We start from the raw sequence: 24,588 nt of genomic DNA on the forward strand, positions 1-24,588 counted from the left end.
AACACACTAGCATTGAAAACACAAAAACTGCTTTATATACTGCATGATGTGCAGATCGGCGGCGTCGAGGTAGCCTTGCTATCGGCCTTACCCGAGCTGAACAGGCAATTTGATCTGAAAGTAATGGTGCTGGGGACTGTCGATCCGAACATGACCAACCATCTTACTGCCGGTGAAAAAGCCTGCCTGGTTCCTTTCGACTATAAGCTAACGATGTACCCATTGGTCATTCCAAAGATGATCAGGTTCATACTACGCTTTAACCCCGACGTTATGATCTGCTCCTTATGGCGCGCATCCTTACTAGGGATTATCGCCAAAAAACTCAGGCCTAAACTACGGTTCGTCTCTTTTATCCATAATACAGCGTTTTTTCATCGCTTCGACAGGCTGTTTAGCAAGACAGCCATCCGCTCTGCCGATACAGTTTTCACCGATTCCCAGGCGACTGCAACTTTTGTAGCCAATCGTTTCAAGCTTTCCGCCCCAATAGAGGTCATCTCGTTTTTTACAAACGCTTCGCCGGAATTTAAAGCAGCTCCGCCCTTCGATAACCAGAATGTGCGGTTTATGTTTCTCGGACGCATCAATACCGTAAAAAACCTACCTTTGGCCGTCGACACGATCCGCTATCTGGCCAGCCGCGGATGTAATGCGTCGCTAGATATTTATGGCAGGAACGACGGCATGCTCGACTCAGTTACAGAATATATCCGGACCAACCAACTCGAAAGCCGCGTCCGGTTTCTGGGAGAAGTAAATGGCGCCCAGAAGCTGGAAATATTCAGGGACTACAACTTCCTTATTCAGCTGAGCAGCCATGAAGGAATGGCCATGAGCGTCGCGGAGGCAATGCAAAATGGACTGGTTTGTTTCGTGTCTGCAGTGGGTGAAATTCCCAACTACGCCACGGATATGAAGACCGCCGTTTTTGCCGATATTAGTACGCCTGAAACATTCGCTGAATCTTTGAAAAAACTGGAATCCGTAATTGCCGACCCCGGTCTTTACGACAGCATTTCGTCAAACAGCTACGAAGGTTTTAAAACGGTAGGAACCTACTCGGAATCCCTGATACGCGGTGTTCGGAGAATTCTTCAAGGAAGCATTGTTGGCGACATGCATTAATGTCGCATTTAACAGGAAAACAGCCCCAATGGAATTGTTATTGAGATTATGAAAATATTACATGTCATCACGCTTGCCGAACTGGGGGGCGCTCAATCCGTGGTGGTCAATCTGGCGCGGGAGTCCATCAACGACGGTCATGAGGTAATGGTAGCATCGTCTTCGGACGGCGAACTTTGGAAGGTCCTTCCTTCCGAAGTGGCCCAATGGAAGATTAATCCATTGCAGCGATCAATCAGTCTTTCCAGGGAACACAAGGTCGTGAATGAGCTGCGACGCCTTTACCAGGTCTTCAAACCGGACGTAATCCACCTGCATTCGTCCAAAATCGGGATTCTCGGAAGGCTGGCATTTCCGCGGAAAAAGATCATTTATACCGTTCACGGTTTCGACTCGATCCGGGTCGCGTTCAGGAAATTTCTTCATCTAGAGCGACTGCTACAAATCAGGGCCAAGCATATTGTAGGTGTGAGTAAATATGACTACCAGAACCTGTTGAGCGAGGGGATCAAAAAGAATGTCTCCTATATCTATAATGGCATTACCGACTATTCAATCGCCCCTCATGTTGACCAAAGTGAGAGTTACCGGCGCCTGGCGGATATGATCCGGTCTAAATCCGGTTTCAAAGTGGTGTGCATCGCGCGAATCTCGCCACAGAAAAAATTTGAGCTTTTCTGCGAGGTAGCGGAATTGCTGGCCTCTCATAATGTCCATTTTTTCTGGATCGGCAACAAAGACGAGATGGCCGATCTCCCGACAAATGCCTACTGCCTGGGCGAAGCGGAAGACGCGCACCGGCTCCTGAAATATGCCGACTTGTTCATGCTTCCTTCGAATTATGAAGGTATGCCGATGTCCATCCTCGAAGCATTGTGCTACTCCGTTCCGGTAGTGGCCTCAGATGTTGGAGGGGTCGGAGAAGTAATTAACGGGCTGAATGGCAGAGCAGTAGCTAATACAGCCAGTGAATTTGCACGGCAGATTCTGCATTACGCCAGCCACCCCGCCGAGTTGAAGCAGGCAAAGGCCGAAGCCAGAAAGTCGTATGAAGAATATTTTACGGTGGGTGCGATGTACCGGATGTATCTGTCATTGTACAAGTCACTTGGCTAGACTTCACCGCGCAGACACATATGGATGACGTCCAATTATAGGAAATGTGATAAATCGGCAAAACCGGTAGAAGCCAGAGTGGCGTGAAAAAAAATGGAAAAATTCTTTACAGTAAAATAATATTTCGCGCTAAATCCTTCCTTATATTTGCCAGAAGTAGTTTTACCCCTTCTCCACCAAATATAAATTTTTAGCACAAAAGCCCTTCTCTGCCAAAAATTATATTTGAATTGACGATGTTTATAATTTCGTATTTCAAAAGTTTATTCCTAAACTTGTAGCTTGACACACGCGTATCCTGCAATCACACTATTTTCTAGTTCATAAAATACACACATATGGGCAACACTTACGTATCTGACCGCAAATACATTCACCGGCTTCTAAGCAAAAACGCCGTTTCGGAAGAAGTCCTGATTGTCACCAGCTACGACTACTTTCTTCAAAAACACGACCTGGCTCTGCTCCTAAAAAGATACAGGGAGATTATCCTGATCCCACATTCAGATAATGACGATTATCTTCTCAACCACACGGTAAGGCCACTGCTCGACAGGTTCGAAAAAATACACCTGGTCACCAATCCACATTATGACCGCCGTAACAGGGTAATCTACGAACTGGTTGTCCGAAAAAACAAATCGATACGAATCACCACCGTTTACGATTTTTGTGAGAGAGACCTTAAAAAGGTATATATCCCCGACGATGTCACGGAAATCAATCCAAATCTTCTCACAATCCCTACATTCGGCAGGAGGGTACGTTATCCCAAGAAAATCATCGACATAACGATTTCGATCATATTATTCCTGCTTACGTTCCCGCTCTGGATACTCAGCTATTTCCGCATCAAGTTTGAATCGCCCGGCCCGGTATTCTACTTTCAGGAACGTGTGGGGATGAACAACAAGTCTTTCAACTGTATCAAATTCCGTTCGATGCGGTTGGACGCAGAACAAAACGGGGCCTCGTTTTCGAAGAAGAACGATTCACGGATATTTTCATACGGCTCTTTCATGCGCCTCACGCGGATCGACGAACTGCCTCAGATCATCAATATTTTCAGACGTGACCTATCTCTGATCGGCCCACGTCCGGAACGTCCGGTTTTCACTGAAACGTTCGACGAGATCATTCCCTACTATAACCTTCGCCACAATATCAAGCCAGGCATTACGGGTTACGCGCAGGTAATGTATTCGTACGGGGCAGGCGTATACGATGCGCGCCACAAGCTCATGTATGACCTGTATTATATCAAGAACTGGAATTTGTTCCTGGAATTGAAAATTATACTCCTGACAGCCGTGGTCATTTTCGGCAAAAAGGGCAGGTAATCCCTCTGACACCTCGTAGAATTCTTAATAGTCCTGGAATGAGGAAATTCATTTATGTGCTGCTGTTATCGGCAGCACTTTCCGCTGAAAGTTACTCACAGGATTCTACCTTTTTTTATTCTGCCGAAATCAACGCGGCGGGTTCGACAGCGGGTGTACCGCTCTGGCTGCATGCCAATCAGTATGCGGCACGGCCTATGAAAGGCTCTTTTGTGCAAGGTACTGCCAGTTTCCATCACGTTTATAATAGAAACAATCCCCGTTTTCTGCAATGGTCGGGAGGAGCCGAGCTGATAGGTTATGCCGGCAAGAAATCGGACGCATTCTTTACGGATTTGTTCATTGCCGGCAAAGCAGGCCCCGTTGAGCTTTCCATTGGTCAGCGGAAGGAATTCATGGGCCTGGGAGATAGCCTTCTCACGATGGGACCTATTGCCATGTCCCCGAACTACCGCCCCTATCCAAAGATCCAGCTCTCTACGCCCAATTTCGTAAACCTGATTCCCGGTAACGATATCTTTTCCTTCAAGTTTTCTTACGGAGACGGGCTTCTCGGCTCTGCAGCAGTGCATTATGGCAACACAACCAGCGTCCCCGATGTTTATCTTCATCAAAAATCCCTCTACCTGAAATTGGGCAAGCGCAGCCATCGCCTCAATTTGTTCGGGGGGTTCAATCATCAGGCAATGTGGGGGGGCGAGGACAAGATTTTTACGGGCGGTCTCAAGAGGTCGAAAGCCTATGAGTATGTAGTCTTCGGGAAACCATGGAGTAGTAGCCGGGTAGGCAATCATTTCGGGACGATCGACCTAGCTGCTGAATGGAAAGGAAAACGATGGGATATTTTTCTGTACCGCCAAACGATTTACGAAGATGGCTCGCTTAGCAACCTCTCCACTGTTTCGGACGGTTTGAGCGGGCTAAGGTTCAAAAGGAGACAAAAAAGCGAAAACACGCCGGCATTCCGCTTCAACACCCTGCTATTCGAATTTCTCTACACAAAAAATCAGGGCGGGGCGATATTCGATTACTTAAACGGCGTTTTCGGCAAGGATAACTACTTCAATCACTACGTTTACAACCAGGGCTGGTCGTACCGCGGAAGAAGCCTTGGGACCCCGATGATCGCGCCTCAGACAACCACGCGTGACAACCTCTTCACCATGGGGACGCTTTTCACCGCCAACAACATGGTCATCGCCTATCACCTCGGTGCGGAGGCATCCTGGAAAAAGTTGAATTTTCTGCTGAAAGGAAGCTTTTCTCAAAACTCGGGTACATACGACTCCCCGATCCGGCCACTGGCCAAGCAGACATCTCTTTTGCTCAGAGTCGAAGCGCCTCTTCTGAGCGCAAAAAATGATATTTTCGGTTTAAATATAGCCTCTGATTTCGGCCATCTATATACGCAGAATATGGCAGTAATGGTCAGTTGGAGGAAATCCGGCTTAATCTGGTAACTTTAAATTTTTAACATAACCACGGCTGACCAACTTTTCGCTTTACTAATGTCGTTCCCCATTTCCCTGATACGAGTTTGCCTGACCCTTTATCTATTGCTCATCGTCTTTGAATTACAAGCCCAGGACTCAACAGTATACTATAAAGCGTCGGTAACGGCAGCCGGAGCAACGGCCCAGACTCCGTTTTGGCAACATGCCAACCAATACGGCAGCATCCCGCTGAACGGCAATTTCGGCATTATCGACGCCGGGATATATAAAGTGTACAATCCTCATAACCCCCGGCTGCTTCAATGGAGCGCCGGCGTGCAGGGTATTGCCAGCTACGGAAAATCGGAGAATGTGTTCCTCTCAGATTTATATGCCGCATTGAAAATCGGCAAAGTGGAAATTCTTGCCGGGCAGAAAAGAATGACCGCCGGGCTCGTCGACACGACGCTTTCCTCCGGTTCACTCGCCATGGCCGGCAACGCAAGACCATATCCAAGGATACAGATATCCGTTCCTGATTATTGGCCGCTTTATTTTACCAACAATTTCGTTTCAATAAAGTTTAGCTACTCCGACGGATACCTGGGGGCCAGCGGGATCAATTATGGCAGCGTCACCCGTATTCCCGACACCTATTTACATCAAAAGCAGCTCTATTTCCGCCTCGGCAACAAATCGAACCGTTACCGCATATACCTCGGAGCCAACCATCAGGCCATTTGGGGTGGTGAGAAAGAAACGATGCCTCTCTACCGCCTCGATATGCTGAAAGCCTACTGGTACACCATTTCAGGCAAAACCCTTGATTACAAGAAAGTCGGAAACCATTTCGGTACGTTCGATGTGGGTGGCGAATGGCATGGGAAAGATTGGAATTTCTTCCTATACCGGCAGAACATTTATGAAACCGGCTCCCTTTTCAAGGTCAGCAATTTTGAGGATGGACTGAACGGATTAAGCGTTAAACGCACGAAACCACTTCCGAAAGGCTCTTCTTATTTTGCATTCCATTCATTTCTCCTGGAAGTAATCGGAACACGTAACCAGACCAACCTTTATCCGATATCGGAACTTGTATTATTCGAAAGGGCTAATTATTTCAACAGCTACGTATACCAACGAGGCTGGTCCTATTACGGTTCGGGCATCGGCACACCATTAGCCCCCCCATCGCCCTCAACCGACGCCAATTTGCCGCGCAATAATTCGGAATTCACAAATAATAATCGCTTTTGGGCGTTTCATACAGGTGTAACTGCCAGCTGGCTAAATTTAAATCTATCGTTCCGCGGCACTTATTCGCGGAATTCAGGCTCGTTCCTTACACCATTTGAGGATGTCAGGCAGCAAGTCTCATTATGGCTGGGAGTTGAAAAAAACTTAAATATCTTGAAAGGATGCAGTGTTTATTCGGCATTATCATCGGATATTGGCAAGCTGTATCCAAACACTTACGGATTAGCAATAGGGTTGCGTAAAACAGGCTTCCTGGATTAATCCGTTTAGCGAGCAAGAGACGTATATGTTCAATATGATAATAGAAAAGTTATACTTATTTTTGTTGGCTATTATACACATTATGGACAACGCGTGAGGGCACACCTATGAGATTTATTCTATTCATATTATTAACGGTGCCCTTCCTTGGCTTTTCCCAATCTGAGATCAAGGAACCTGTTATTTACACAGACTCTACCACCAATTTTGTAGAATTCGTCGGGATGGGCAGCACCAACGGGTACACGCCGTTCTGGATCCAGTCGAATCAATACGGGATCGTCCCGAAAACTGGCCCGAACCTTAGCGCACGAGCAGGATTGGAGCATTACTGGACGATATCGGAGAACAAAACGCGCAACGAATGGCGTGTTGGTGCAGGTGTGGAAGCAGTGGGGAATTTTGTTCAGACCAAAAATTTTCTTCTTCCGCAGGTGCATGCAACGCTGCGATATAAAAACTGGGAACTCTATGTCGGCCGGAAAAAGCAGGCACTGGGCCTCGCCGATTCCACCATTGGCTCCGGCTCCTATGCCTGGTCGGGAAATGCATTGCCTATCCCGAAAATCTATTTAGGAACCATGCGGTTTGTGCCGGTGCCCTTAACAAAAGGATGGGTTTCTTTTCAGGCATTTTACTCCGACGGACTATTTGAAAATAACAGGCCTATTACGCAGAATTTAAAATTCCACCAGAAAGCACTCTACTTACGCATCGGGAAACCTCATTCGCTGCTGAAACTTTACGGGGGCTTCAACCATCAGGTGCAATGGGGTGGAAAACTCAAAAAGAACCTGGGGGTTAACGGTGAGACCTTGCAGATGCCTAGCGGCTTTAAAAACTACATCAATGCAGTTATTGGTTCTGTCGGCGGTAGCGGCGAGGATATTACATACTTCGATAGTACCAGTCGAATCGGGAACCACCTCGGTTCGATTGACGTAGCCATGGAGATTGAAACCTATGAAACGAGTATTTTGCTTTACAAGCAGTTCGTATATGAAGATGGGTCGCTTTTCTATTTGACGACGCTCAACGACGGGCTATATGGTGCGCGGATCAAGCGAAAAAATTCATATGGAGCCCTTTTTGAAATCAATGAAGCTGTACTGGAAATGCTCTATACGAAAAACCAGGGCGGTAATGATTTTGTCATTGGAGACCCGAATAAAAGAGGGCACGACAACTATTTCAACAATCAGCAGGTCCGCGATGGCTGGGGCTATTTCGACCGGACGATCGGAACGCCATTCATTCCGCCTACTTCGCAAACCAGATGGAAATGGCCCAATTATGCCGACAACTTCACGAGCAATAACCGTGTGATGATGTTTCATTTGGGCCTGAAAGGCACATTATTCAGAAAAATTGAATGGCTGGGCAAATTCTCCTTTTCGGAGAACAGCGGCGCATACCTCGAACCGTTCATCGGCTCACCCAGGCAGTTCTCCGGAATGCTCCTGATGCAATCCAAACTCGATGTCCTCGGCGGTCTGACCGTAAAAGGTGCCTACGCAGCAGATATCGGCGATTTGTACCGCAAAACTTACGGTTTCATGCTGGGTGTGCGAAAAGACTTTTCGTTTTACTGAGCCTTATAAATTACTTTTGATCTTTTCAGCCAGCGTCGCGAGTTCTTCTTGCGACGTTTTTATTTTTTTGCTGAAATCGGCATCCGCCATACTGTTCAGGGGGAGCAAATGAACATGCGCATGAGGTACTTCGAGGCCTATCACACTTACACCGATGCGCAGGCAGGGTACCGTTTTTTCCAATGCAGGAACAATGCTTTTCGCAAACTCGAAAAGACCGGTGTACAGCTTGTCGTCGAGATCGAACAGGTAATCCACTTCTTTCTTCGGGATCACCAGTGTATGTCCTTTGGCAATAGGGAATGCATCCAGAAACGCGAGAAAATCTTCTGTTTCAGCGATTTTATGACAAGGGATCTCTCCCGCTACGATTCTTGAAAATATAGATGCCATGTGGATAGGATGTCGGATTATTTTGAACTACTCCCAAAAATAGGAGCCACCAACTTTCGATCCAAATATGGCCTTGAAAACTCAAAAAGTACTTAATATTGTGACCTAAAACTTTAACAAGCGAAACATGAATTTTACAAAATGGAAGGCTTTCGGAAAAGCATCCGTTATCGCCCTGGCTGCCCTGGCCTTTTCAAATGATGCGGAAGCTCAAAAAGGAAAATGGGTAACCCTTTTCGACGGAAAAAGCCTGAACGGCTGGCATAGCTGGCAACAGGACAAAGTTCTGCCACAATGGAAAATAGAAGACGGTGCGGTAGTTCTCGCCGAAAAAGGTGGCAAAGACCTCGTTACCGACAAGGAATACGGCGATTTTGAACTCGAACTGGAATGGAAGATCGCCGAAGGTGGTAACAGCGGGATCATCTACCATGTGATTGAAGATAAAAAATACTGCTGCCCCTACTCCACCGGCCCGGAAATCCAGGTGCTCGACGATGTGAAACACCCTGACGCGAAAGCAGGTAAGGATGGTAACCACAAGGCAGGCTCACTATATGATATGCTCCCCCCTTCCGATTTCACCGCTGTTAAACCTGCGGGAGAATGGAACAAGGCCCGCATTGTCATCAAAGGCGGCAAAGGCGAAAGCTGGCTGAACGGCAAAAAACTGGTTGAGTTCCCTACTCAGGGTGCTGAATGGGACAAGCTAGTTGCCAACAGCAAGTTCAAAACCTGGCAGGGTTTTGGCGCTTCTTCCAAAGGGAAAATCGCATTGCAAGACCACGGCGACAAAGTTTCTTACCGCAATATCCGCATCAAGGAACTATAATAAACCGTCTTTAAGGTTTCCCGACCAATATTCGCGACTGTAAACGCGCCTGAACGGCCAGTTTTTCAGTCGCAACAGAAGGGGCAGATAAGCGTGAGGCTCTTTGGACGACTTGCTGTAATGGTAAAGATCGTCGTCCGTAAGCACCAAACCCTTGTAGGTCCCTTCTTCTTTTACGGTAATGTCCCCGAATGGAAGCTCTTTCTCAAATGAGGGATTCTGCCGCACCAACCGCTCTTTCAACAGCCAGTCGGAACGGAACTGCCCGGTAGCAAGCGGCGCAGGCTCGTATTTGCCATCAGAAACCTGTAATGCGTAATCCATGTAAGCCCTGAGCAATTTAGGGCCTTCATTGGCGGTTTGCTCGGTTTGAAGCTGCGAGGGCCAAAGGCTGGTAACAAAGTAAATCTTCTCCCGCGCCCTTGTAATGGCTACATTCAAGCGGTTTTCGCCGCCCTGCATATTCAGTGTACCGAATTGCATGGAGATCCGTCCCTTCTCGTCCGGAGCATAGCCCATTGAGAAGATGATAATGTCACGCTCATCGCCTTGCACGTTTTCAATATTCTTCACGAAAAGACTTTCCGGCAACGCAATTTCTTTATCCAGTGCATCCTGGATGGCGGCTTGCTGGTAAAAATTGAACGTCACCACACCAATGCTTCTGCCACTTCCGGCAAGCTCTCGAATAAGCCGCAATACTTCTTCCACCTCAATTACATTGGTATTGTTCTTCCAGACGCCCTCCGTTTTAATATATTGAATACCAGGCTCTCGGTCATTGATCTTATTGAAATCCGGCAGGAGTTTCAGGCTCTTTTTGTAAAAATTTCTATTTGAAAAATCAATCAGATCCAGGGAAAGGCTCCTGTAATGGCCAGTCAGCTGGTAGTGATCCAGCGACTGACCCGCAAGATCCAGCAAAGACTCGATTTCAATTGCTGCGGAATATTCTTCATCTTCCGTCCTGTCCTCGAACCTTACCCTATAAAGGTCGCTTGGCGAAAGCTGTTTGCTATCCCCGGTAACAACCCACTGCTTCCCTCTGAATGCAGCCGGAAGACTATATTCTGCATAGCATTGCGAAGCCTCATCGAAAATCACCAGATCGAACAAGCCGCTTTCCATCGGAAAAATGGCCGAGACCGCTTCGGGGGAAGCCATCCAGCAAGGAATGAGGGCAAATACCTCGTCGGCGTAGTTTTCCAGCAATTTCCGGATCGGCCAGATTCTCCGCTTTTTGGTCACCTGGTGTGCCAGCTCGCGATACGTCACACGATTCCCCAGCCGGTTCTTCTCGACATCCTCATAAGTCGCCTCCCGCAATTTGATGCTCGCGATATCCGCACTCAGTTTTTGTTTTAATGCAATGCTTCCCTGTACCTGGTCTTCCCATTGCTTCATTTTTAGCGAAGTGACCGATCGCAGTGCGGGATATTTAGTCTCGATATGCTCTATCCAGGCCAGTTTAATACTATTTTCAAATAGGCTAAGGACCTCGTTCGCGTGGGAAAAGCCGAGTTCTGCACCTTTTGCCAGCGTTGCCTGCGTGGCACCGCGTTGCGATTCCGTCATTTCGTCCCATAAACGGTCCATATCGACGAGGGAGTCGAACTCATCACGCAAAGCATCCAGCAACACTACGTTGTACCCAGTAGGATCTTCGATCAGCGTGGCAATCTGCTCCGGCAACAGGTAGGGCAGCATCGCCTTCTCCATGCGGTCCCATACTTGCAGCCATTGTTTTAGGTTTTGAATGGTTTCGGTAAAGCGGCCGACCTGGCTATTGGTTTTAACGATTTCATGCAAAACCTTCGTCCACACGCCAGCATTCATACGCACCACCGCGTCCGCCGCGCGCTCCGCAGATCTGAAAAACGACAAATACTCCCCGGCGCGATCCTCTGAAAAATCGTCGATAAATGCCGGATCAAAACCCAGGCTTGCATTTTGCATCCAGGACTCCAACTGCCGACGGTTCCTCAGACGCTCTTCAAGGCGTATCAGATGTTCAAGGGAAACGGTGAGGCCATTGGCCGTCGCCACCCGCTCTATTTCTTTCTTTTCTTTACTAAAAACATCCCAGAAAAAACCCGAAACGGCCGACTGCTTCGTTTCGAGCGACTTTTTTAGCATTAATTCAAATGCATTCAGCTGCTGCGCCGGCAATGACATTTCAATGCCGCCCTCGGCCATAAAACCCTCCATCACATCCACCGCCTGACGCACCAGTGCGAGCCGCTCGTGCGCGTTTGCAGGTGCGTCGCAGTACTTTTTCGCCAATTTCCACGCAGCTTCATCAGAGATCAGCTCTGTGATATCGGTCAGCCGCTCTACGATTTCCTGTCGGTTGAGAAGGAACGCCTTATCGAAGGAAACACCCGCTATTTCCTCAAAACCACGGGTCTGCTTTTCAAATGCAGCAGGCCATTCCGACAACATACTTTCCATAGTCCGCAACTCCGCCATTCCAAATGCAGCGAAACTCCGGCGTTTTCGCCAGGGATGTTCACGGTGGATCAGGAAGGCATAATCGGAATGGGTTTTCAGATGCCTTTTGAAGCCATCCCAGTTATCGATCCTGAATTGCCGGTAATAGGGTCGCATATCGGTATGCGGCGCCTGCGGATCGCTCGTGAGGTAAAGTTCTTTGATGCTAACTCCGCTCTCGGTTTCATCGAACAATGCGGAGCGAAAACTATCCAGCTCGGAAACTGTTTTGTCAATCGCGCGACTTTCCTGGGTAAATTGTCTTTCCAGGAACACTGAGTCGAGACTGTAATTTTGCTGTCGGTATGCCTCCACTTTCTCGATTTGAGAAGCGATCTGGCTGTAAAGCGCGGAACGGTCGTTTTTAAAATCGTGGATCAGGCCTGTAAAATCCTTCATACCCGTGGTCGCCAGACGTTGGTAAACCACGTCCAATGCCGCCCGCTTTTGGCATACCAACAGAACACGCTTTCCTTTCGAAGTAAAATCGGCGATCAGGTTACAGATCAGCTGAGACTTGCCGCTTCCCGGTGGCCCCTGCACCACAACCGAACGACCGGATTTTACCGCCAGAATGATCTCTTCCTGCGACTCGTCAACCGGAAACGGAGTCAGTACCTCTTCTTCCCTCGACGGGCGGTTTTCAGCTGACGGCAATTCGCGCAGGTTGGCCAAATCCTCACGCTCGCCGTCGATTTCATCAGTAAAATCGATCAGTGGAATCCTGAATCCTTCCTCCTCTCCCAGGTCCAGGAGCCTGTTATAATCCGGAACGAGATAGGAACCTGCCTGGGGGAAAATGCCCAGAACAGCCTCCGGGTAAAGTTTCAGTTCTCCATTGCGCTCATTTGCAACAATATCCGAGCTTTTTTCACCGCTGAAAGCAATGAGTTTATCTTCAAAAAGTGCCTGATTAAAATTGATTTTGAATGGAGTTGTTTTCAGCCATTCGTAAAGCTGCGTCCTGAATTCGAGGAAGTCATTGGGAAAATCTTCGAACGACTTTTCAAGGATTTCGTCAGGAATTTTTGCCTCATTGAAATGCCCGTAAGCCAGCGCAAAACTTTGATTTAAAGCAACATTACTGTCGTCGCGCCCAATAATGCACCATTGTTCCCGGTCCAAACGTAACGTCACGGGAAAAAACAGTAGCGGAGCGTGGATAGGTGTGCCATCGGAAAGCTTCCCTTTCACGAACGGATAGCCTATATACAGGTCGCGCGAACCTCTTTCCTCCTCAATAAACCGCTCGGTACGGGCTATTTTACGCAACCGTTTGCTAGCCTCATTTACCTTCTCGAAACGTGGATCAGCCACATCGCACAACGCTACCCGGTTATGCCCCTGGACTACCTGTTTCAGCACATCGACAGAAGACTTTGACAGCAGGAAATCCAGGTCATGGAAATCCAGGAACTGCTCGGCAGACAAGCTTGTGAGTAACAGCGACTTGTTGCGCGTGCTAAGATTGGTAAGTCGTTTTAGATAGGCTTTAAGAATCCGGCTCATAGGTACTCAAAACGCTGCCCGATGCCTAACTATTGGATAGTACCTCGTCCTCGACCTCCTTTTTTTCAGGAACGACGACCGATGCCAGAATGCTCACCGCCAAAATACCGATAATCACGTACAGCGAATACACCGTTTTGAACCCGATGGATTCGAGGTAATGGTGTGCGAGCATTTTCCCGCCTATAAAAACCAGCAGAACGCCCAAACCGTATTTGAGGAAGCGGAAAAGCCCCATAATATTGCTCAGAAAGAAGAACATCGACCGCAGTCCCATGATGGCGAAGATGTTAGAAAAGAAAACCACATACGGATCTTTGGTAACGGAAAATACCGCCGGCACCGAATCCACTGCGAAAATAAGGTCGGTAAATTCAACAATCAGGACTACTACAAAGAGCGGCGTAACGAGCCATTTGCCTTTCTTAAGTACGAAGAAATGCTCGTGCACGTAACGCGGGAACACGGGCAGGTATTTGGAAGCGAATTTCACAACAGGATGTTTCGCAGGGTCGATCTTCTCTTCTTCTCCGCCTTCAAAGAATATCTTACCACCCTGATACACCAGCAACAGACCGAAGATATAGATGATCCATTCGAAACGCTGCATAAGCGCCGAGCCCACGAATATGAAGACAAAGCGCATGATGATCGCGCCCAAGACGCCCCAGAAAAGCACCTTCTTGAAATATTTGGCGCGCACGCCAAACGACGAGAAGATCAGGATTATGACGAAAATATTGTCTACCGACAGCGCATATTCCAGCAAATAACCGGTAATGAATTCGAGCGACATGTTTTTCCGGTAGATTTCAAGGCTTTCCTGAAAATCGCCGGGTATGAGCTTTAAATGTGGCGCGTACTTGTTTTTAATCGCTTCAAGCTCGCCGTAGTTGTCCATTCCATGTACCAGGTCGCCGTGCGTATTAATGACCAGGTAAAATGCCAGCGCCAGCGCTATCCATGCGATGGTCCAGGCTGCCGCTTCACCAAACTTGACCACATGGTCCTTTTTGTTAAAAACGCCCAGATCTAAAAGCAGCATGACACTGATTACCAGAATAAAACCTCCAAAAAACAGCACTTCGTTGGAAAACATGAACAAGCAAATTTAGTTTTGAATAAAGGCGGGGCTATCACAAAAACCGGACCATTCCGGCGGGAGTGCCCGGGCAAGTCCCAGCCTATACGGGTTAAAGGAGGCAAAGGTAAGCAAAATATGAAGTGGATAGGCGAAAACTGACAGGCGGTAAATGGACAGCGCCTTACAGGTGTTTCCCGAGGATGAATACATTAAAAGGCAAAATGGCCTGAATCGCTTCCTGCACCCTCTTTTTGATCATTTTTTTTCCGGACCCAGACCAATTGATTTACAATTTGTTAATGTTTTTGTGAGATTTTTTTACTAAATATTTTTCCCAAAAACTTGCGTCAAATAGCAGACATCCCTACATTTGCACCACAATAATCGACAACGGTTATGCAAAATATGCGAAAGTAGCTCAGCTGGTAGAGCGCGACCTTGCCAAGGTCGAGGTCGCGGGTTCGAACCCCGTCTTTCGCTCAGAGAGAACAAAGCACCGGAGACGGTGCTTTTTTTCTCTTCACTGGTACCGGTACCTGGCTTTGCCGGGGTGGTGGAACTGGTAGACACGCAGGACTTAAAATCCTGTGGGCCGAAACGCCCGTACGGGTTCGATTCCCGTCCCCGGTACTGATTTACAAGCAGTTACAAACTCTGGTTTGTGACTGCTTTTTTGTTTCCGCAACACCTGCATTCAAATACACTATCTTGCAAAATGCATCAGGAATTTGAATCACCCGAGGCTCTTCGGGACACTATCAAGTGCTTTTGGTATGAACGACGCGATTTCGGGGATCAGGAATCCGAGTTCGAGGTGGCGCCGGATGGTTATGCCGAAATTATCTTTTACTTCGGAACTCTTTCCCGCATTGCGCACGATGGCCTGCCGCAGTATTTGCCTTCGCCATTTATAATGGGACTGCTCAATCGGCCTGCAGTTTTTCGCTCGAAAAACCGTTTAGAGATTATTGGCGTCAGATGCTTTCCGTGGACGGTGTTTGATCTGCTTGGACTGCCTTCAGGGCCAGGCGGAGTATATTTGTTTGAACATCCTGTTGCGAATCTCCAACCCCTGTTACATAGCCTCATGAATGCCGGCAGGATCCATGACGTGTTGACCGCGGTAAAGCAATATTTCCTGCATGTCCGGTCGCAGGTCGCGATCGACAGTATGCTGTTCAAAGCCGGGCATGCAATACGGGAGGCTAACGGAACCATTCCGGTGAGCCAAGTCGCGGCGGCGGCCCATACGACGACCCGCACGTTGGAAAGGAAGTTCAAGCACTCTTCCGGTTTTACCGTTAAGAACGTATCCGGCTTAACACGTTTTGAGCAAGTACGGAATCAATTGTGGCTCGACCCAGATTCCAATCTCGTCGGTCTTGCACATGAGCTGGGCTACACAGATCAGGCACATTTGAGCAGGGAATTCAAACGTTACAGCGGCACTACACCGGCCGCATTCGCCAGAAAAAGGAAACAGGTTGTCAACAATGATTTTGTCGCGTTTGTACAAGCCTGAGGCGCGCACATTCGTGAATTTTGTGGCTCAATCATTCCATTATGAAAGTCATACAAAATCATCCGGAACCCGACGTGATCATTTCCGGCGCCGGCCCCGTCGGACTGCTTCTTTCCTGTGAACTGGCCCTGGCCAAATGTTCAGTACTGATCCTGGAAAAGACCGAAAACCCACATTCGCCATTAAAAAATCTTCCTTTCGGAATCCGCGGGCTCTCCTCGCCTACTATTGAAGCGCTTCACCGGCGTGGTCTGCTTGAAGAATTGGAAATCCACAAACGCCTTAAAAATCCGCACATCAACACAACGTCCGGGAAGTCCACTAAACGCCAGGTGGGACATTTCGCCGGCATTCCGCTTTATGAAGACAATATCGATACCACACAGTGGAAGTATCGCCTACCCGGATCGTCGGAACCTAGCCTGATATCAGAAATTGCAGAGCTGGAAACAATCCTGACGCGTCGCGCAGAAGCTTTGGGGGTAGAAATCAGACGCGGATTTCCGGTCACCGACGTCCGCCAAACTGACAATGGGGTAAAGGTTTGGTCTGGCAGCCAGATTTTTGAAGGAAAATGGCTCGTCGGATGCGATGGAAGCCGCAGCATCGTCCGCAAAATAGGAGGCTTCGAATTCGCCGGTACCGAACCGGAGTTCACGGGCTATACGACCTTGCTTGACATTGCCGATCCCGAAAAACTCCGTCCCGGTCGCAACGTAACACCCGAAGGCATGTACATGCAATCGCAGCCGGGTTACGTGCTTATGCAGGACTTCGATGGCGGCGCATTCCACAATGCCAAAAATCCCGTTACACGGGAGCACATTCAGGAGGTTTTACGCCGCATTTCAAATATCGACGTAACGATCCATGCGCTGCATGTCGCGACTACGTGGACGGACCGGGCCCGTCAGGCTACCAGCTACCGTAATGGCAAAATCCTGCTGGCGGGCGATGCCGCACATATTCATTCTCCGTTGGGCGGTCAGGGGCTTAACCTCGGAATAGGCGACGCCGTGAATCTCGGCTGGAAGCTCGCCGCAGCCATTCGAAATTATGCATCTGAGGGTCTGCTGGACAGCTACCACAACGAACGTTATCCGGTTGGCGCGCAGGTTCTGGATTGGTCACGTGCGCAGGTAGCTATCATGCGACCCAACCCGCACGCACGTGCACTCTACGCGATTTTCCGCGATCTGATGAATACCCGCGATGGCGCTACCTATGTTGCAGGAAGGGTTTGGGGCATACATACCCGCCACGATCTCGAAGGCGATCATGCGCTTACTGGCCGCAGTGCCCCCGATTTCGAGCTTGAAGACGGTACTAAAACCGGCGAGTTAATGCATGATGGCAGAGCCTTATTGCTCGATTTTAAGGGAAATGCATTACTAGAAACTTTGGCAGGCGAATATCAGGAATGCGTCAGATACATTTCGGGCAATGTAAAAGACCGGCTAGGTTTAAGCGCCCTGCTCATACGACCGGACGGAATAGTCGGCTGGGCCTCGGACGATGAAATGGATACCGGACTGTGTTTGAAGCACGTTTTCAACAATTATTGGAACACCACGAGATGACTACAAAGGAACACTCCCGAAATCACCTTTTAAGACAAGTTCCGCTTGGTTACTTACATGCAAAAATGCTATTCGCATTTACAAGTCCGTTTTGTACAATTCAGGATCGCTCATTACGCTTATATTTGCTATATAATATCAGCAGAAACGCTGATACTGACAGTTGTCCGAAATCGCCCCAACTATGGAATTCCAACATTTCCAGCCTGCGAAAATACTAGCGCCTTACATTCGGAATTATTATCTTTTCGAATCATCCGAGGCTGCAGGATACGAGGATACCGTATTTCCCAGCGGCGATATGGAAATCATTTTTAACCTCGGCAATGGCATTTGGGAATCATATCAACAAGGACAGTATGAAAAAAATCCGCCTGTCGAGCTATGGGGGCAGGTTACGCGGCCGCTGCAAATCCGCTCCGTTGGTGCCCATTCGATGCTGGGCGTCCGCTTCTTCCCGCACGCTACTTCCTTTTTGCTGGACGATGAAATAGGGATTTTCAACGATCAGGTTTCGGACCTCGCCGATGTTATGGGTAAGAATATCAGCGATTTGCACATTCAACTGGCCGAAAGCAAAGCCATTACCGCACGGATCGCACTGCTGGATGCATTCTTTACCGAGCGGCTCACACGTGCGCCCAAGAAGGTGCAGCGATTGCACAAAGTTGGCCACATTCTGACCAGCATTACCCAGGGTGCCTCCGAAAACAACATTGGCCGCATTGCGGATACACACGGCATTACAACCCGTCACCTGCATAAGCTGGTGTATCAGCACACCGGCCTTTCACCAAAGTCGTTCGATAAGATCCACCGTTTCAAAACGAGCCTTAAACTGATCGGTGAAAACAAATTGCCCCTTACATCGATTGCCTATGACGCAGGTTATTTCGACCAATCGCATTTCATCCGGGATTTCAAATCATTTACGGGACTCACTCCCACCGCCTATCTGAATAATCTTTCGACGGTGAACCAGATGCTGATCAATTAAAATCGGAACGTTCCGGTTTGTACAATTATCGGCCTTATTACTGAAATACCTTTGTAACATCAATTCATTTCAAAACAAAGGTAAATATCAGATCATGAGTTCATTCGAAACATTCTTGCAGCTTCATCAACAAGCAGAACCACTCCTGCTCGCCAACATCTGGGACGTCAACAGCGCACATATCATGGAAGCCGCAGGCTACAAGGCCATCGGTACTTCGAGCCACGCGCTGGCCGCCGCATTCGGCTACGACGATGGGGAAAATCTTCCGTTCGATTTACTTCTGCGTGTGGCAAAACGGGTTGTTGCTACGGTTAAAATCCCTTTCACGGTGGATATTGAAGGCGGATACGGTGACACGGCCGCGGGTATTATTGAGCATATTAAAATGCTTCACGAAGCAGGCGTTGCCGGGATCAACTTGGAAGACACACGCGCCAAGCCCTCGCGCCAGCTCCGCCCCGCCGACGAGTTCAAACAGCTGCTAACCGAAATCGCGGAAGAGCTGGACCGGGAAAATATCAAAGTATTTCTGAACGTAAGGACCGACGCATTCCTGCTGGGCCTGCCTGATGCACTGGACGAAACCATCAGCCGCATTAACATATATGCAAATACGGGAATACACGGGATTTTCGTGCCGTGTATAGTGCGCGCCGAAGATATCGAGACCATTACCCGCGAGACGGTCCTCCCCATTAATGTTATGTGCATGCCCGCGTTGCCCGATTTCAATGCGCTGCAATCCCTGAATGTCAAAAGGATCAGTATGGGGCCTTTTCTATTTAACAAGATGTCTGCGCAAACGGGCACGCTGGCAAGGAATATCATCGAAGCGCAAAGTTTCGCTCCATTATTTTCCTAGCATCAGGCGATTTGCATTTATGATTAAACTAAAAACAGAAAAAGTTTAGTTTCGAAAACATTTCAATCGAAATTCAAATTTATTCTACAATATTTTTCAAGAAACGGTCAAAGGGGTCTTTCTTTTCGGGTTGATTTAATTTATATTTGAAGTTTCCCAAATCGAAAGATCCCTGCTGATTTACGGGAGGGCTTCTTCGGCATCAACACGAATCTTAGCCAACGATATCCTAATGAAAGTTTCTCCCTCAGAGCCATTTAAAATTGTCTATTCAATTCTTAACCATGAGTATCTGGGGTACATCTTCGAGGCCTTTGCCGTTCAGCTTACCAGCCAGGGTGAGTTTTCGTTTCAGGTCCAGAATATTTCTTCCAAAAACATCAAGGAGTTCCGCTCCGGGCTGGATACCAAGGACTTCGAGCTCGTTAAGCTGATCGACGATATCCAGCAGGATACCGTTCTTAAAAAATACAACCCGAAAAAACTGAATGCGGTAGACTTTTTCCTGAAAGTTTACGACGCGCAGAAAGGTGATAAGGCTATTCAGGAAACGATTGCCGGCTATCTCGAAAGCTGCAAATCGCGGATTCTGGACAGGCTCGCCGGAAAGGACATATTCATTATGGGTAACGACGGCAACCCACTTTGGAAACCAGTCACATGGGAGCCTGAAAAAGCAACGATACGCTTCCATTTTATCCGGAACGAAGACAATACGCATTATTTCCCCACGATCAGGCATAAAATGCAGAAACTGGAATTTCAGTATAAAAATGCGTTTCTGATCTGCGAAGACCCTGCATGGTTGGTGCTCGATGGCCATCTTTATCATTTTGAGGGTAATGTGGATGGTAAAAAGATTAAACCTTTTCTGGCGAAAAAATTCATTGCCATTCCCGGACAGGTTGAAGAACAATACTACGGCCGCTTTGTGGCGCCGCTCATCGCGTCTTATGACGTAGTCGCCCGCGGGTTTGAGATCAGAAACGTGTCGTCGTTGCCCAAAACGATCCTGACGATTTCAGAATATTCATCCAGCCCGAAAAAATCTGCGGTACTTTTTCAGGACAGTGAGGATGTGGAAGTGCTGGAAGAAGAAGATAACGACGTAACATTCGAGCTTTCGTTTCAATATGCCGGATTCTCATTCCATTACGACAGCTTTGCACATGCGTCGAGCGTCCATATGGAGAAGAAAGGCAACGACTATTTCTTCAACAAGGTCAAAAGAAATATAGAGGTCGAGGGCCAGCACGTGCGGATTTTAAAGGACATAGGGCTGAATATCCGTAACGGGAAAGTTCGGATGCCTAAATCAGAAGCATTTGGCTGGTTACAAAGTAATGCGATCGCATTGGCCGAGCATGGCATTACAGTCAGGCAAAATACAGCCGATACAAAGCGTTACTTTCTGGGCTATTCATCGCTCGATATCTCGATTCAGGAAGGCCGCGACTGGTTTGATATCCATGCAAAAGTGTTGTTCGGGGAATTTGAAATACCTTTTATTCAACTCAGGAACTACATTTTAAACCGCAAGAAGGAATTTTTGCTGCCTAACGGCGAAATAGCGGTAATTCCCGAATGGTGGTTTACCAAGTACTCCGAGTTCTTTTCATTTACCGAAAACAGCCACGAGGACGATCAGCTGCGCCTGAGGATGCATCATCTCGCATTAGTCCAGGAACTGAAAGAGGATAACCTGGCCACGGCAGTGATCAGCCGAAAACTCGAAAACCTGCGGAATTTTCAGCATATCGAGCCTGCGGAATCCCCGATAAACTTTCACGGCCTGTTGCGTCCTTACCAGAAAACGGGTTACGATTGGCTGCGTTTTTTAAAACAATACCGGTTCGGGGGCTGCCTGGCTGACGATATGGGTCTGGGAAAAACCGTACAGACGCTCGCCATGCTGCAAGCGGAGAAAGAAGGTGGTGCGGATCGGCCTTCCATTCTCATTATGCCAACGTCGCTGCTCTACAACTGGCAGCTTGAAGCCAGTAAATTCACGCCCGAAATGCGCGTGTTGCTTTACACCGGCACAAACCGCGAAAAAGATACCGCCCAGTTTGACAACTACGACCTGGTATTGACTTCCTACGGCATTGTGCGGCTTGATATCGACCTTATGGAGGATTATCGCTTCAATTACGTCATCCTCGATGAATCGCAGGCTATTAAAAACCCGTCGTCGATCATTACCAAGGCCGTAAGAAGGCTAAATTCGGCGCACAGGCTGGTTTTGACCGGCACACCGATTGAAAACAATACCCTCGATCTCTGGTCCCAAATGTCATTTGTGAATCCTGGATTATTAGGTAGCCAGACGTTTTTCAGGGATGAATTCCAAATCCCGATCGAGAAGAAGGGTGATGAGGAAAAGACCAAACGGCTTTACAATCTGATCAAGCCATTTATTCTAAGGAGATTAAAATCCCAGGTTGCCACCGATTTGCCCGAAAAAGTAGAGAGCATTCAATATTGCGACATGTCGGATGAACAGGAGAAAGCGTACGAGGAAGCCAAAGCCTACTACCGTAACCTGATCCTCCAAAGCATCGATTCGGAAGGTATTTCCAAATCGCAACTCGTTGTGCTGCAAGGCCTGACCAAACTCCGGCAACTCGCCAACCATCCGCTCATGGTCGACCCGGATTATGCGCATGATTCAGGCAAGTTTGAAGACGTGCTTTACAAGCTGCAAACCGTTATGAGCGAGGATCATAAGATTTTGATTTTCAGCCAATACATTAAACACCTCGATCTTTTCCGGCATTATCTCGACGGAAAGGGAATCAATTATGCCTACCTCGACGGCGCCACGCGTGACCGTCAGGAGCAGGTAGAATCGTTTCAGAATGACGAAAACATTAAAATCTTCCTCATTTCCCTCAAAGCGGGCGGGTTAGGCCTCAACCTGACCGCCGCCGACTACGTTTTTATCCTGGATCCCTGGTGGAACCCGGCCATTGAAGCACAAGCCATCGACCGGGCGCACCGGATTGGTCAGGACCGGACGGTATTCACTTATAAGTTTATCACCAAAAATTCGGTAGAAGAAAAGATTCTCGCATTGCAGCGCTCGAAAAAGCAGCTGGCAGATGATTTGATTTCCAGCGAAGAAGGGTTTATCAAGTCGCTGACGCGGGAAGATGTTTTGAACCTGCTGTCTTAATAGTATTAATTATAGTCACGCACAAACGACCGTCACCCTGAGCGGAGTCGAAGGGCTTCGCGTGACGCAACTACCCTTCGACTGCGCTCAGGGTGACAGTAACGTTATCCCCGAACAAATGTTAGTTCAATATCAAGCTTCCGCAGTGGCGGCCTGCGCCTCACGGCTGATCAGCGCCTCGCGGTCAGGGCCGGTTGAAATAAATGTAATTGGCAGATTCAACTCCGCTTCCAGGAACTTCACATAGGCATTCAGTTCTGCCGGGATCGCGTCAAAATCGCGGACGCCGTCCAATGAACTTTGCCAGCCTTTGAACTCCTTGTAAACCGGCTCAACACCTTCGTCACAAAGGTCGTAAGGCACCTGGTCGGTCAAAGTACCGTCGGCAAGACGGTATTGGGTACAAACTTTGATGCTATCGAAAATGGTCAGAACGTCGACTTTCATCATGATCAGCTGGGTTACGCCGTTGATCATGATCGCGTATTTCAATGCGGGCAGGTCGAGCCAGCCTGTGCGGCGCGGACGACCGGTAGTTGCACCAAATTCGCGGCCTTCCTGACGGATCTTCTCGCCTATTTCGTCATTCAGCTCAGTCGGAAACGGACCGCTTCCCACACGGGTACAGTAAGCTTTGAAAATACCGAAAACCTCTCCGATCTGACGTGGCGCAATGCCCAATCCGGTTGAAGCACCGGCAGTCATGGTGGTAGAGCTGGTTACGAACGGGTATGAGCCGAAATCGATATCGAGCAACGAACCTTGTGCGCCTTCTGCGAGCACAGTTTTGCCCTGCGTCAACGCGTCGTTCACTACGTATTCGCTGTTCACCAGCTTGAATTGTTTCGTAAACTCGATTGCATCGAAGAATTTTTCCTCAGCTGCTGGCAATGTTTCCGAGTAGTCGAATGAATAGAAATCAAGGATTACTTTGTGTGCATCGACGAGTTTCTTGTATTTGGCGGCAAAATTAGGCGAAAGAATATCTCCTACGCGCAAACCCAGGCGCGCTACCTTATCCTGGTAAGCAGGGCCGATGCCACGTAAAGTTGAACCGATCTTGGAATCACCTTTCGAACGCTCGTAAGCAGCGTCGAGCAGGGCGTGGGTAGGAAGGATCAGGGAAGCCTTTTTAGATACAAACAAATTGCTGATCAGGTCCAGGTTATATTTCGCGAGACCTTCAATTTCTCTTTTGAACACAACGGGATCCAGCACGACGCCGTTACCGATGATATTCTGGATATCGCTCCGGAAAATCCCCGATGGGATCTGGTGCAAAACGTGTTTGATACCGTCAAACTCCAATGTGTGTCCGGCATTCGGCCCACCCTGAAAACGGGCTACAACCTGATAGCGTGGCGCCAGGACATCCACAATTTTTCCTTTTCCCTCGTCTCCCCATTGAAGACCAAGTAGTACGTCAACTTTCATTCAAATATTGGATTACTGAAACTTAATATGGTGTAAGTGGCCCGGTAATGGGTGCATTACCGGGCCTGATCGTGAAATTATCTGTCTTCGTAAACTGCCGTTTCCCGCGGTGCCTCCGTGCGGTTCTGGCAATTTTCCTTGTTGCAGTTTCCGTAGAAAATAAGCGAGTGGTGCATTACGCTGAAATTCAGCATCTCTCCTACCATGTTCTGGATCGATTGGATTCGCGGATCGCAGAACTCCATTACTTTATGACAATCTGTACAAATCAGGTGGTCGTGCTGCTTGTTACCGTACGACTTTTCGAATTGCGCAAGGTTTTTGCCAAACTGATGCTTGGTAACCAGGTCGCAGTCCACCAGAACGTCCAGCGTGTTGTAGACGGTCGCCCGGCTCACCCTGTAACGCTTGTTTTTCATGCTGATATACAGTTCATCTACATCGAAATGATCCTCCCTGGTATAAATTTCTTCGAGTATCGCAAAGCGCTCGGGCGTTTTACGAAGTCCCTTATTTTCCAGGTAAGCCGTTAATATTTTCTTAGCGGCCTCGAAATTTGGTTTGCTGGCTTGTGGCATAT

At 48.2% G+C, this 24,588-nt stretch carries 17 protein-coding genes and 2 tRNA genes; 14 read left to right on the top strand and 5 right to left on the bottom strand.

What is annotated here, in order from left to right; all coding sequences use genetic code 11:
* Positions 1-12: 12 nt before the first annotated feature.
* From AAHB90_RS27295 to AAHB90_RS27320, 6 genes are all read left to right on the top strand, one after another.
* Positions 13-1,128 (top strand): glycosyltransferase family 4 protein, encoded by a 1,116-nt coding sequence (locus AAHB90_RS27295; RefSeq protein WP_342088416.1) that lies wholly within the window; start codon positions 13-15, stop codon positions 1,126-1,128.
* Positions 1,129-1,176: 48 nt separating this feature from the next.
* The gene (locus tag AAHB90_RS27300; protein ID WP_342088418.1) at positions 1,177-2,244 is read left to right on the top strand and encodes a glycosyltransferase; all 1,068 of its coding nucleotides are present in this window, start codon (positions 1,177-1,179) and stop codon (positions 2,242-2,244) included.
* A gap of 338 nt (positions 2,245-2,582) precedes the next feature.
* On the top strand, positions 2,583-3,584 hold the full coding sequence (locus AAHB90_RS27305) for a sugar transferase (RefSeq protein ID WP_342088419.1): 1,002 nt from the start codon (positions 2,583-2,585) through the stop codon (positions 3,582-3,584).
* A gap of 38 nt (positions 3,585-3,622) precedes the next feature.
* Positions 3,623-5,044 carry a capsule assembly Wzi family protein gene (locus tag AAHB90_RS27310; protein ID WP_342088420.1) on the top strand — a complete coding sequence of 474 codons (1,422 nt, stop codon included), beginning with the start codon at positions 3,623-3,625 and terminating at the stop codon, positions 5,042-5,044.
* Positions 5,045-5,092: 48 nt separating this feature from the next.
* Positions 5,093-6,535, top strand: a complete 1,443-nt coding sequence (locus AAHB90_RS27315) for a capsule assembly Wzi family protein (RefSeq protein WP_342088422.1) — start codon at positions 5,093-5,095, stop codon at positions 6,533-6,535.
* A gap of 107 nt (positions 6,536-6,642) precedes the next feature.
* Positions 6,643-8,127 (top strand): capsule assembly Wzi family protein, encoded by a 1,485-nt coding sequence (locus AAHB90_RS27320; protein WP_342088423.1) that lies wholly within the window; start codon positions 6,643-6,645, stop codon positions 8,125-8,127.
* Between the two features lie 3 nt (positions 8,128-8,130).
* On the opposite strand, the gene AAHB90_RS27325 is transcribed toward AAHB90_RS27320, so the two are convergent.
* Positions 8,131-8,520 carry an HIT family protein gene (locus AAHB90_RS27325; RefSeq protein ID WP_342088425.1) on the bottom strand — a complete coding sequence of 130 codons (390 nt, stop codon included), beginning with the start codon at positions 8,518-8,520 and terminating at the stop codon, positions 8,131-8,133.
* 127 nt (positions 8,521-8,647) lie between these two features.
* Between AAHB90_RS27325 and AAHB90_RS27330 the strand changes: the two genes are divergently transcribed.
* Positions 8,648-9,352 (top strand): 3-keto-disaccharide hydrolase, encoded by a 705-nt coding sequence (locus AAHB90_RS27330; protein ID WP_342088426.1) that lies wholly within the window; start codon positions 8,648-8,650, stop codon positions 9,350-9,352.
* On the opposite strand, the gene AAHB90_RS27335 is transcribed toward AAHB90_RS27330, so the two are convergent.
* Both AAHB90_RS27335 and AAHB90_RS27340 read right to left on the bottom strand, forming a co-directional pair.
* Positions 9,347-13,351 (bottom strand): AAA domain-containing protein, encoded by a 4,005-nt coding sequence (locus AAHB90_RS27335; RefSeq protein WP_342088427.1) that lies wholly within the window; start codon positions 13,349-13,351, stop codon positions 9,347-9,349. The genes AAHB90_RS27330 and AAHB90_RS27335 overlap by 6 nt on opposite strands.
* Positions 13,352-13,376: 25 nt before the next feature.
* Positions 13,377-14,450 (bottom strand): TerC/Alx family metal homeostasis membrane protein, encoded by a 1,074-nt coding sequence (locus AAHB90_RS27340; protein ID WP_342088429.1) that lies wholly within the window; start codon positions 14,448-14,450, stop codon positions 13,377-13,379.
* Between the two features lie 392 nt (positions 14,451-14,842).
* Between AAHB90_RS27340 and AAHB90_RS27345 the strand changes: the two genes are divergently transcribed.
* The 7 genes from AAHB90_RS27345 (at position 14,843) to AAHB90_RS27375 (ending at position 22,574) form a co-directional block, all read left to right on the top strand.
* A tRNA-Gly gene (locus AAHB90_RS27345) sits at positions 14,843-14,915 on the top strand.
* 64 nt (positions 14,916-14,979) lie between these two features.
* Positions 14,980-15,065, top strand: a tRNA-Leu gene (locus AAHB90_RS27350).
* Positions 15,066-15,150: 85 nt separating this feature from the next.
* A complete protein-coding gene (locus tag AAHB90_RS27355; RefSeq protein WP_342088431.1) occupies positions 15,151-15,957 on the top strand; it encodes a helix-turn-helix domain-containing protein in 807 nt (268 codons plus the stop codon).
* A gap of 41 nt (positions 15,958-15,998) precedes the next feature.
* Positions 15,999-17,537 carry an FAD-dependent monooxygenase gene (locus tag AAHB90_RS27360; protein ID WP_342088432.1) on the top strand — a complete coding sequence of 513 codons (1,539 nt, stop codon included), beginning with the start codon at positions 15,999-16,001 and terminating at the stop codon, positions 17,535-17,537.
* Between the two features lie 184 nt (positions 17,538-17,721).
* Entirely contained in the window at positions 17,722-18,534 is an 813-nt protein-coding gene (locus AAHB90_RS27365) for a helix-turn-helix domain-containing protein (protein ID WP_342088434.1), read from the top strand.
* Between the two features lie 94 nt (positions 18,535-18,628).
* The gene (locus tag AAHB90_RS27370) at positions 18,629-19,399 is read left to right on the top strand and encodes an isocitrate lyase/PEP mutase family protein (protein WP_342088436.1); all 771 of its coding nucleotides are present in this window, start codon (positions 18,629-18,631) and stop codon (positions 19,397-19,399) included.
* Between the two features lie 232 nt (positions 19,400-19,631).
* A complete protein-coding gene (locus AAHB90_RS27375) occupies positions 19,632-22,574 on the top strand; it encodes a DEAD/DEAH box helicase (RefSeq protein WP_342088438.1) in 2,943 nt (980 codons plus the stop codon).
* Between the two features lie 132 nt (positions 22,575-22,706).
* Here AAHB90_RS27375 and AAHB90_RS27380 read toward each other — a convergent pair whose 3' ends face one another.
* Complete coding sequence (locus tag AAHB90_RS27380) at positions 22,707-24,008, bottom strand: adenylosuccinate synthase (protein WP_342088439.1); 1,302 nt, start codon at positions 24,006-24,008, stop codon at positions 22,707-22,709.
* 77 nt (positions 24,009-24,085) lie between these two features.
* A complete protein-coding gene (locus tag AAHB90_RS27385; protein WP_291204066.1) occupies positions 24,086-24,586 on the bottom strand; it encodes a Fur family transcriptional regulator in 501 nt (166 codons plus the stop codon).
* Positions 24,587-24,588: the final 2 nt, after the last annotated feature.

Source organism: Dyadobacter sp. OTU695, from assembly GCF_038440355.1.
GTDB lineage: Bacteria > Bacteroidota > Bacteroidia > Cytophagales > Spirosomataceae > Dyadobacter.

Bases quoted from the DNA above. Each gene is read 5' to 3' on its own strand.
- AAHB90_RS27310 (WP_342088420.1), top strand. From the start codon at position 3,623: ATGAGGAAATTCATTTATGTGCTGCTGTTATCGGCAGCACTTTCCGCT.
- AAHB90_RS27330 (WP_342088426.1), top strand. From the start codon at position 8,648: ATGAATTTTACAAAATGGAAGGCTTTCGGAAAAGCATCCGTTATCGCC.
- AAHB90_RS27385 (WP_291204066.1), bottom strand. From the start codon at position 24,586: ATGCCACAAGCCAGCAAACCAAATTTCGAGGCCGCTAAGAAAATATTA.
- AAHB90_RS27365 (WP_342088434.1), top strand. From the start codon at position 17,722: ATGGAATTCCAACATTTCCAGCCTGCGAAAATACTAGCGCCTTACATT.
- AAHB90_RS27370 (WP_342088436.1), top strand. From the start codon at position 18,629: ATGAGTTCATTCGAAACATTCTTGCAGCTTCATCAACAAGCAGAACCA.
- AAHB90_RS27375 (WP_342088438.1), top strand. From the start codon at position 19,632: ATGAAAGTTTCTCCCTCAGAGCCATTTAAAATTGTCTATTCAATTCTT.
- AAHB90_RS27325 (WP_342088425.1), bottom strand. From the start codon at position 8,520: ATGGCATCTATATTTTCAAGAATCGTAGCGGGAGAGATCCCTTGTCAT.
- AAHB90_RS27320 (WP_342088423.1), top strand. From the start codon at position 6,643: ATGAGATTTATTCTATTCATATTATTAACGGTGCCCTTCCTTGGCTTT.
- AAHB90_RS27360 (WP_342088432.1), top strand. From the start codon at position 15,999: ATGAAAGTCATACAAAATCATCCGGAACCCGACGTGATCATTTCCGGC.
- AAHB90_RS27340 (WP_342088429.1), bottom strand. From the start codon at position 14,450: ATGTTTTCCAACGAAGTGCTGTTTTTTGGAGGTTTTATTCTGGTAATC.
- AAHB90_RS27380 (WP_342088439.1), bottom strand. From the start codon at position 24,008: ATGAAAGTTGACGTACTACTTGGTCTTCAATGGGGAGACGAGGGAAAA.
- AAHB90_RS27335 (WP_342088427.1), bottom strand. From the start codon at position 13,351: ATGAGCCGGATTCTTAAAGCCTATCTAAAACGACTTACCAATCTTAGC.
- AAHB90_RS27355 (WP_342088431.1), top strand. From the start codon at position 15,151: ATGCATCAGGAATTTGAATCACCCGAGGCTCTTCGGGACACTATCAAG.
- AAHB90_RS27305 (WP_342088419.1), top strand. From the start codon at position 2,583: ATGGGCAACACTTACGTATCTGACCGCAAATACATTCACCGGCTTCTA.
- AAHB90_RS27300 (WP_342088418.1), top strand. From the start codon at position 1,177: ATGAAAATATTACATGTCATCACGCTTGCCGAACTGGGGGGCGCTCAA.
- AAHB90_RS27315 (WP_342088422.1), top strand. From the start codon at position 5,093: ATGTCGTTCCCCATTTCCCTGATACGAGTTTGCCTGACCCTTTATCTA.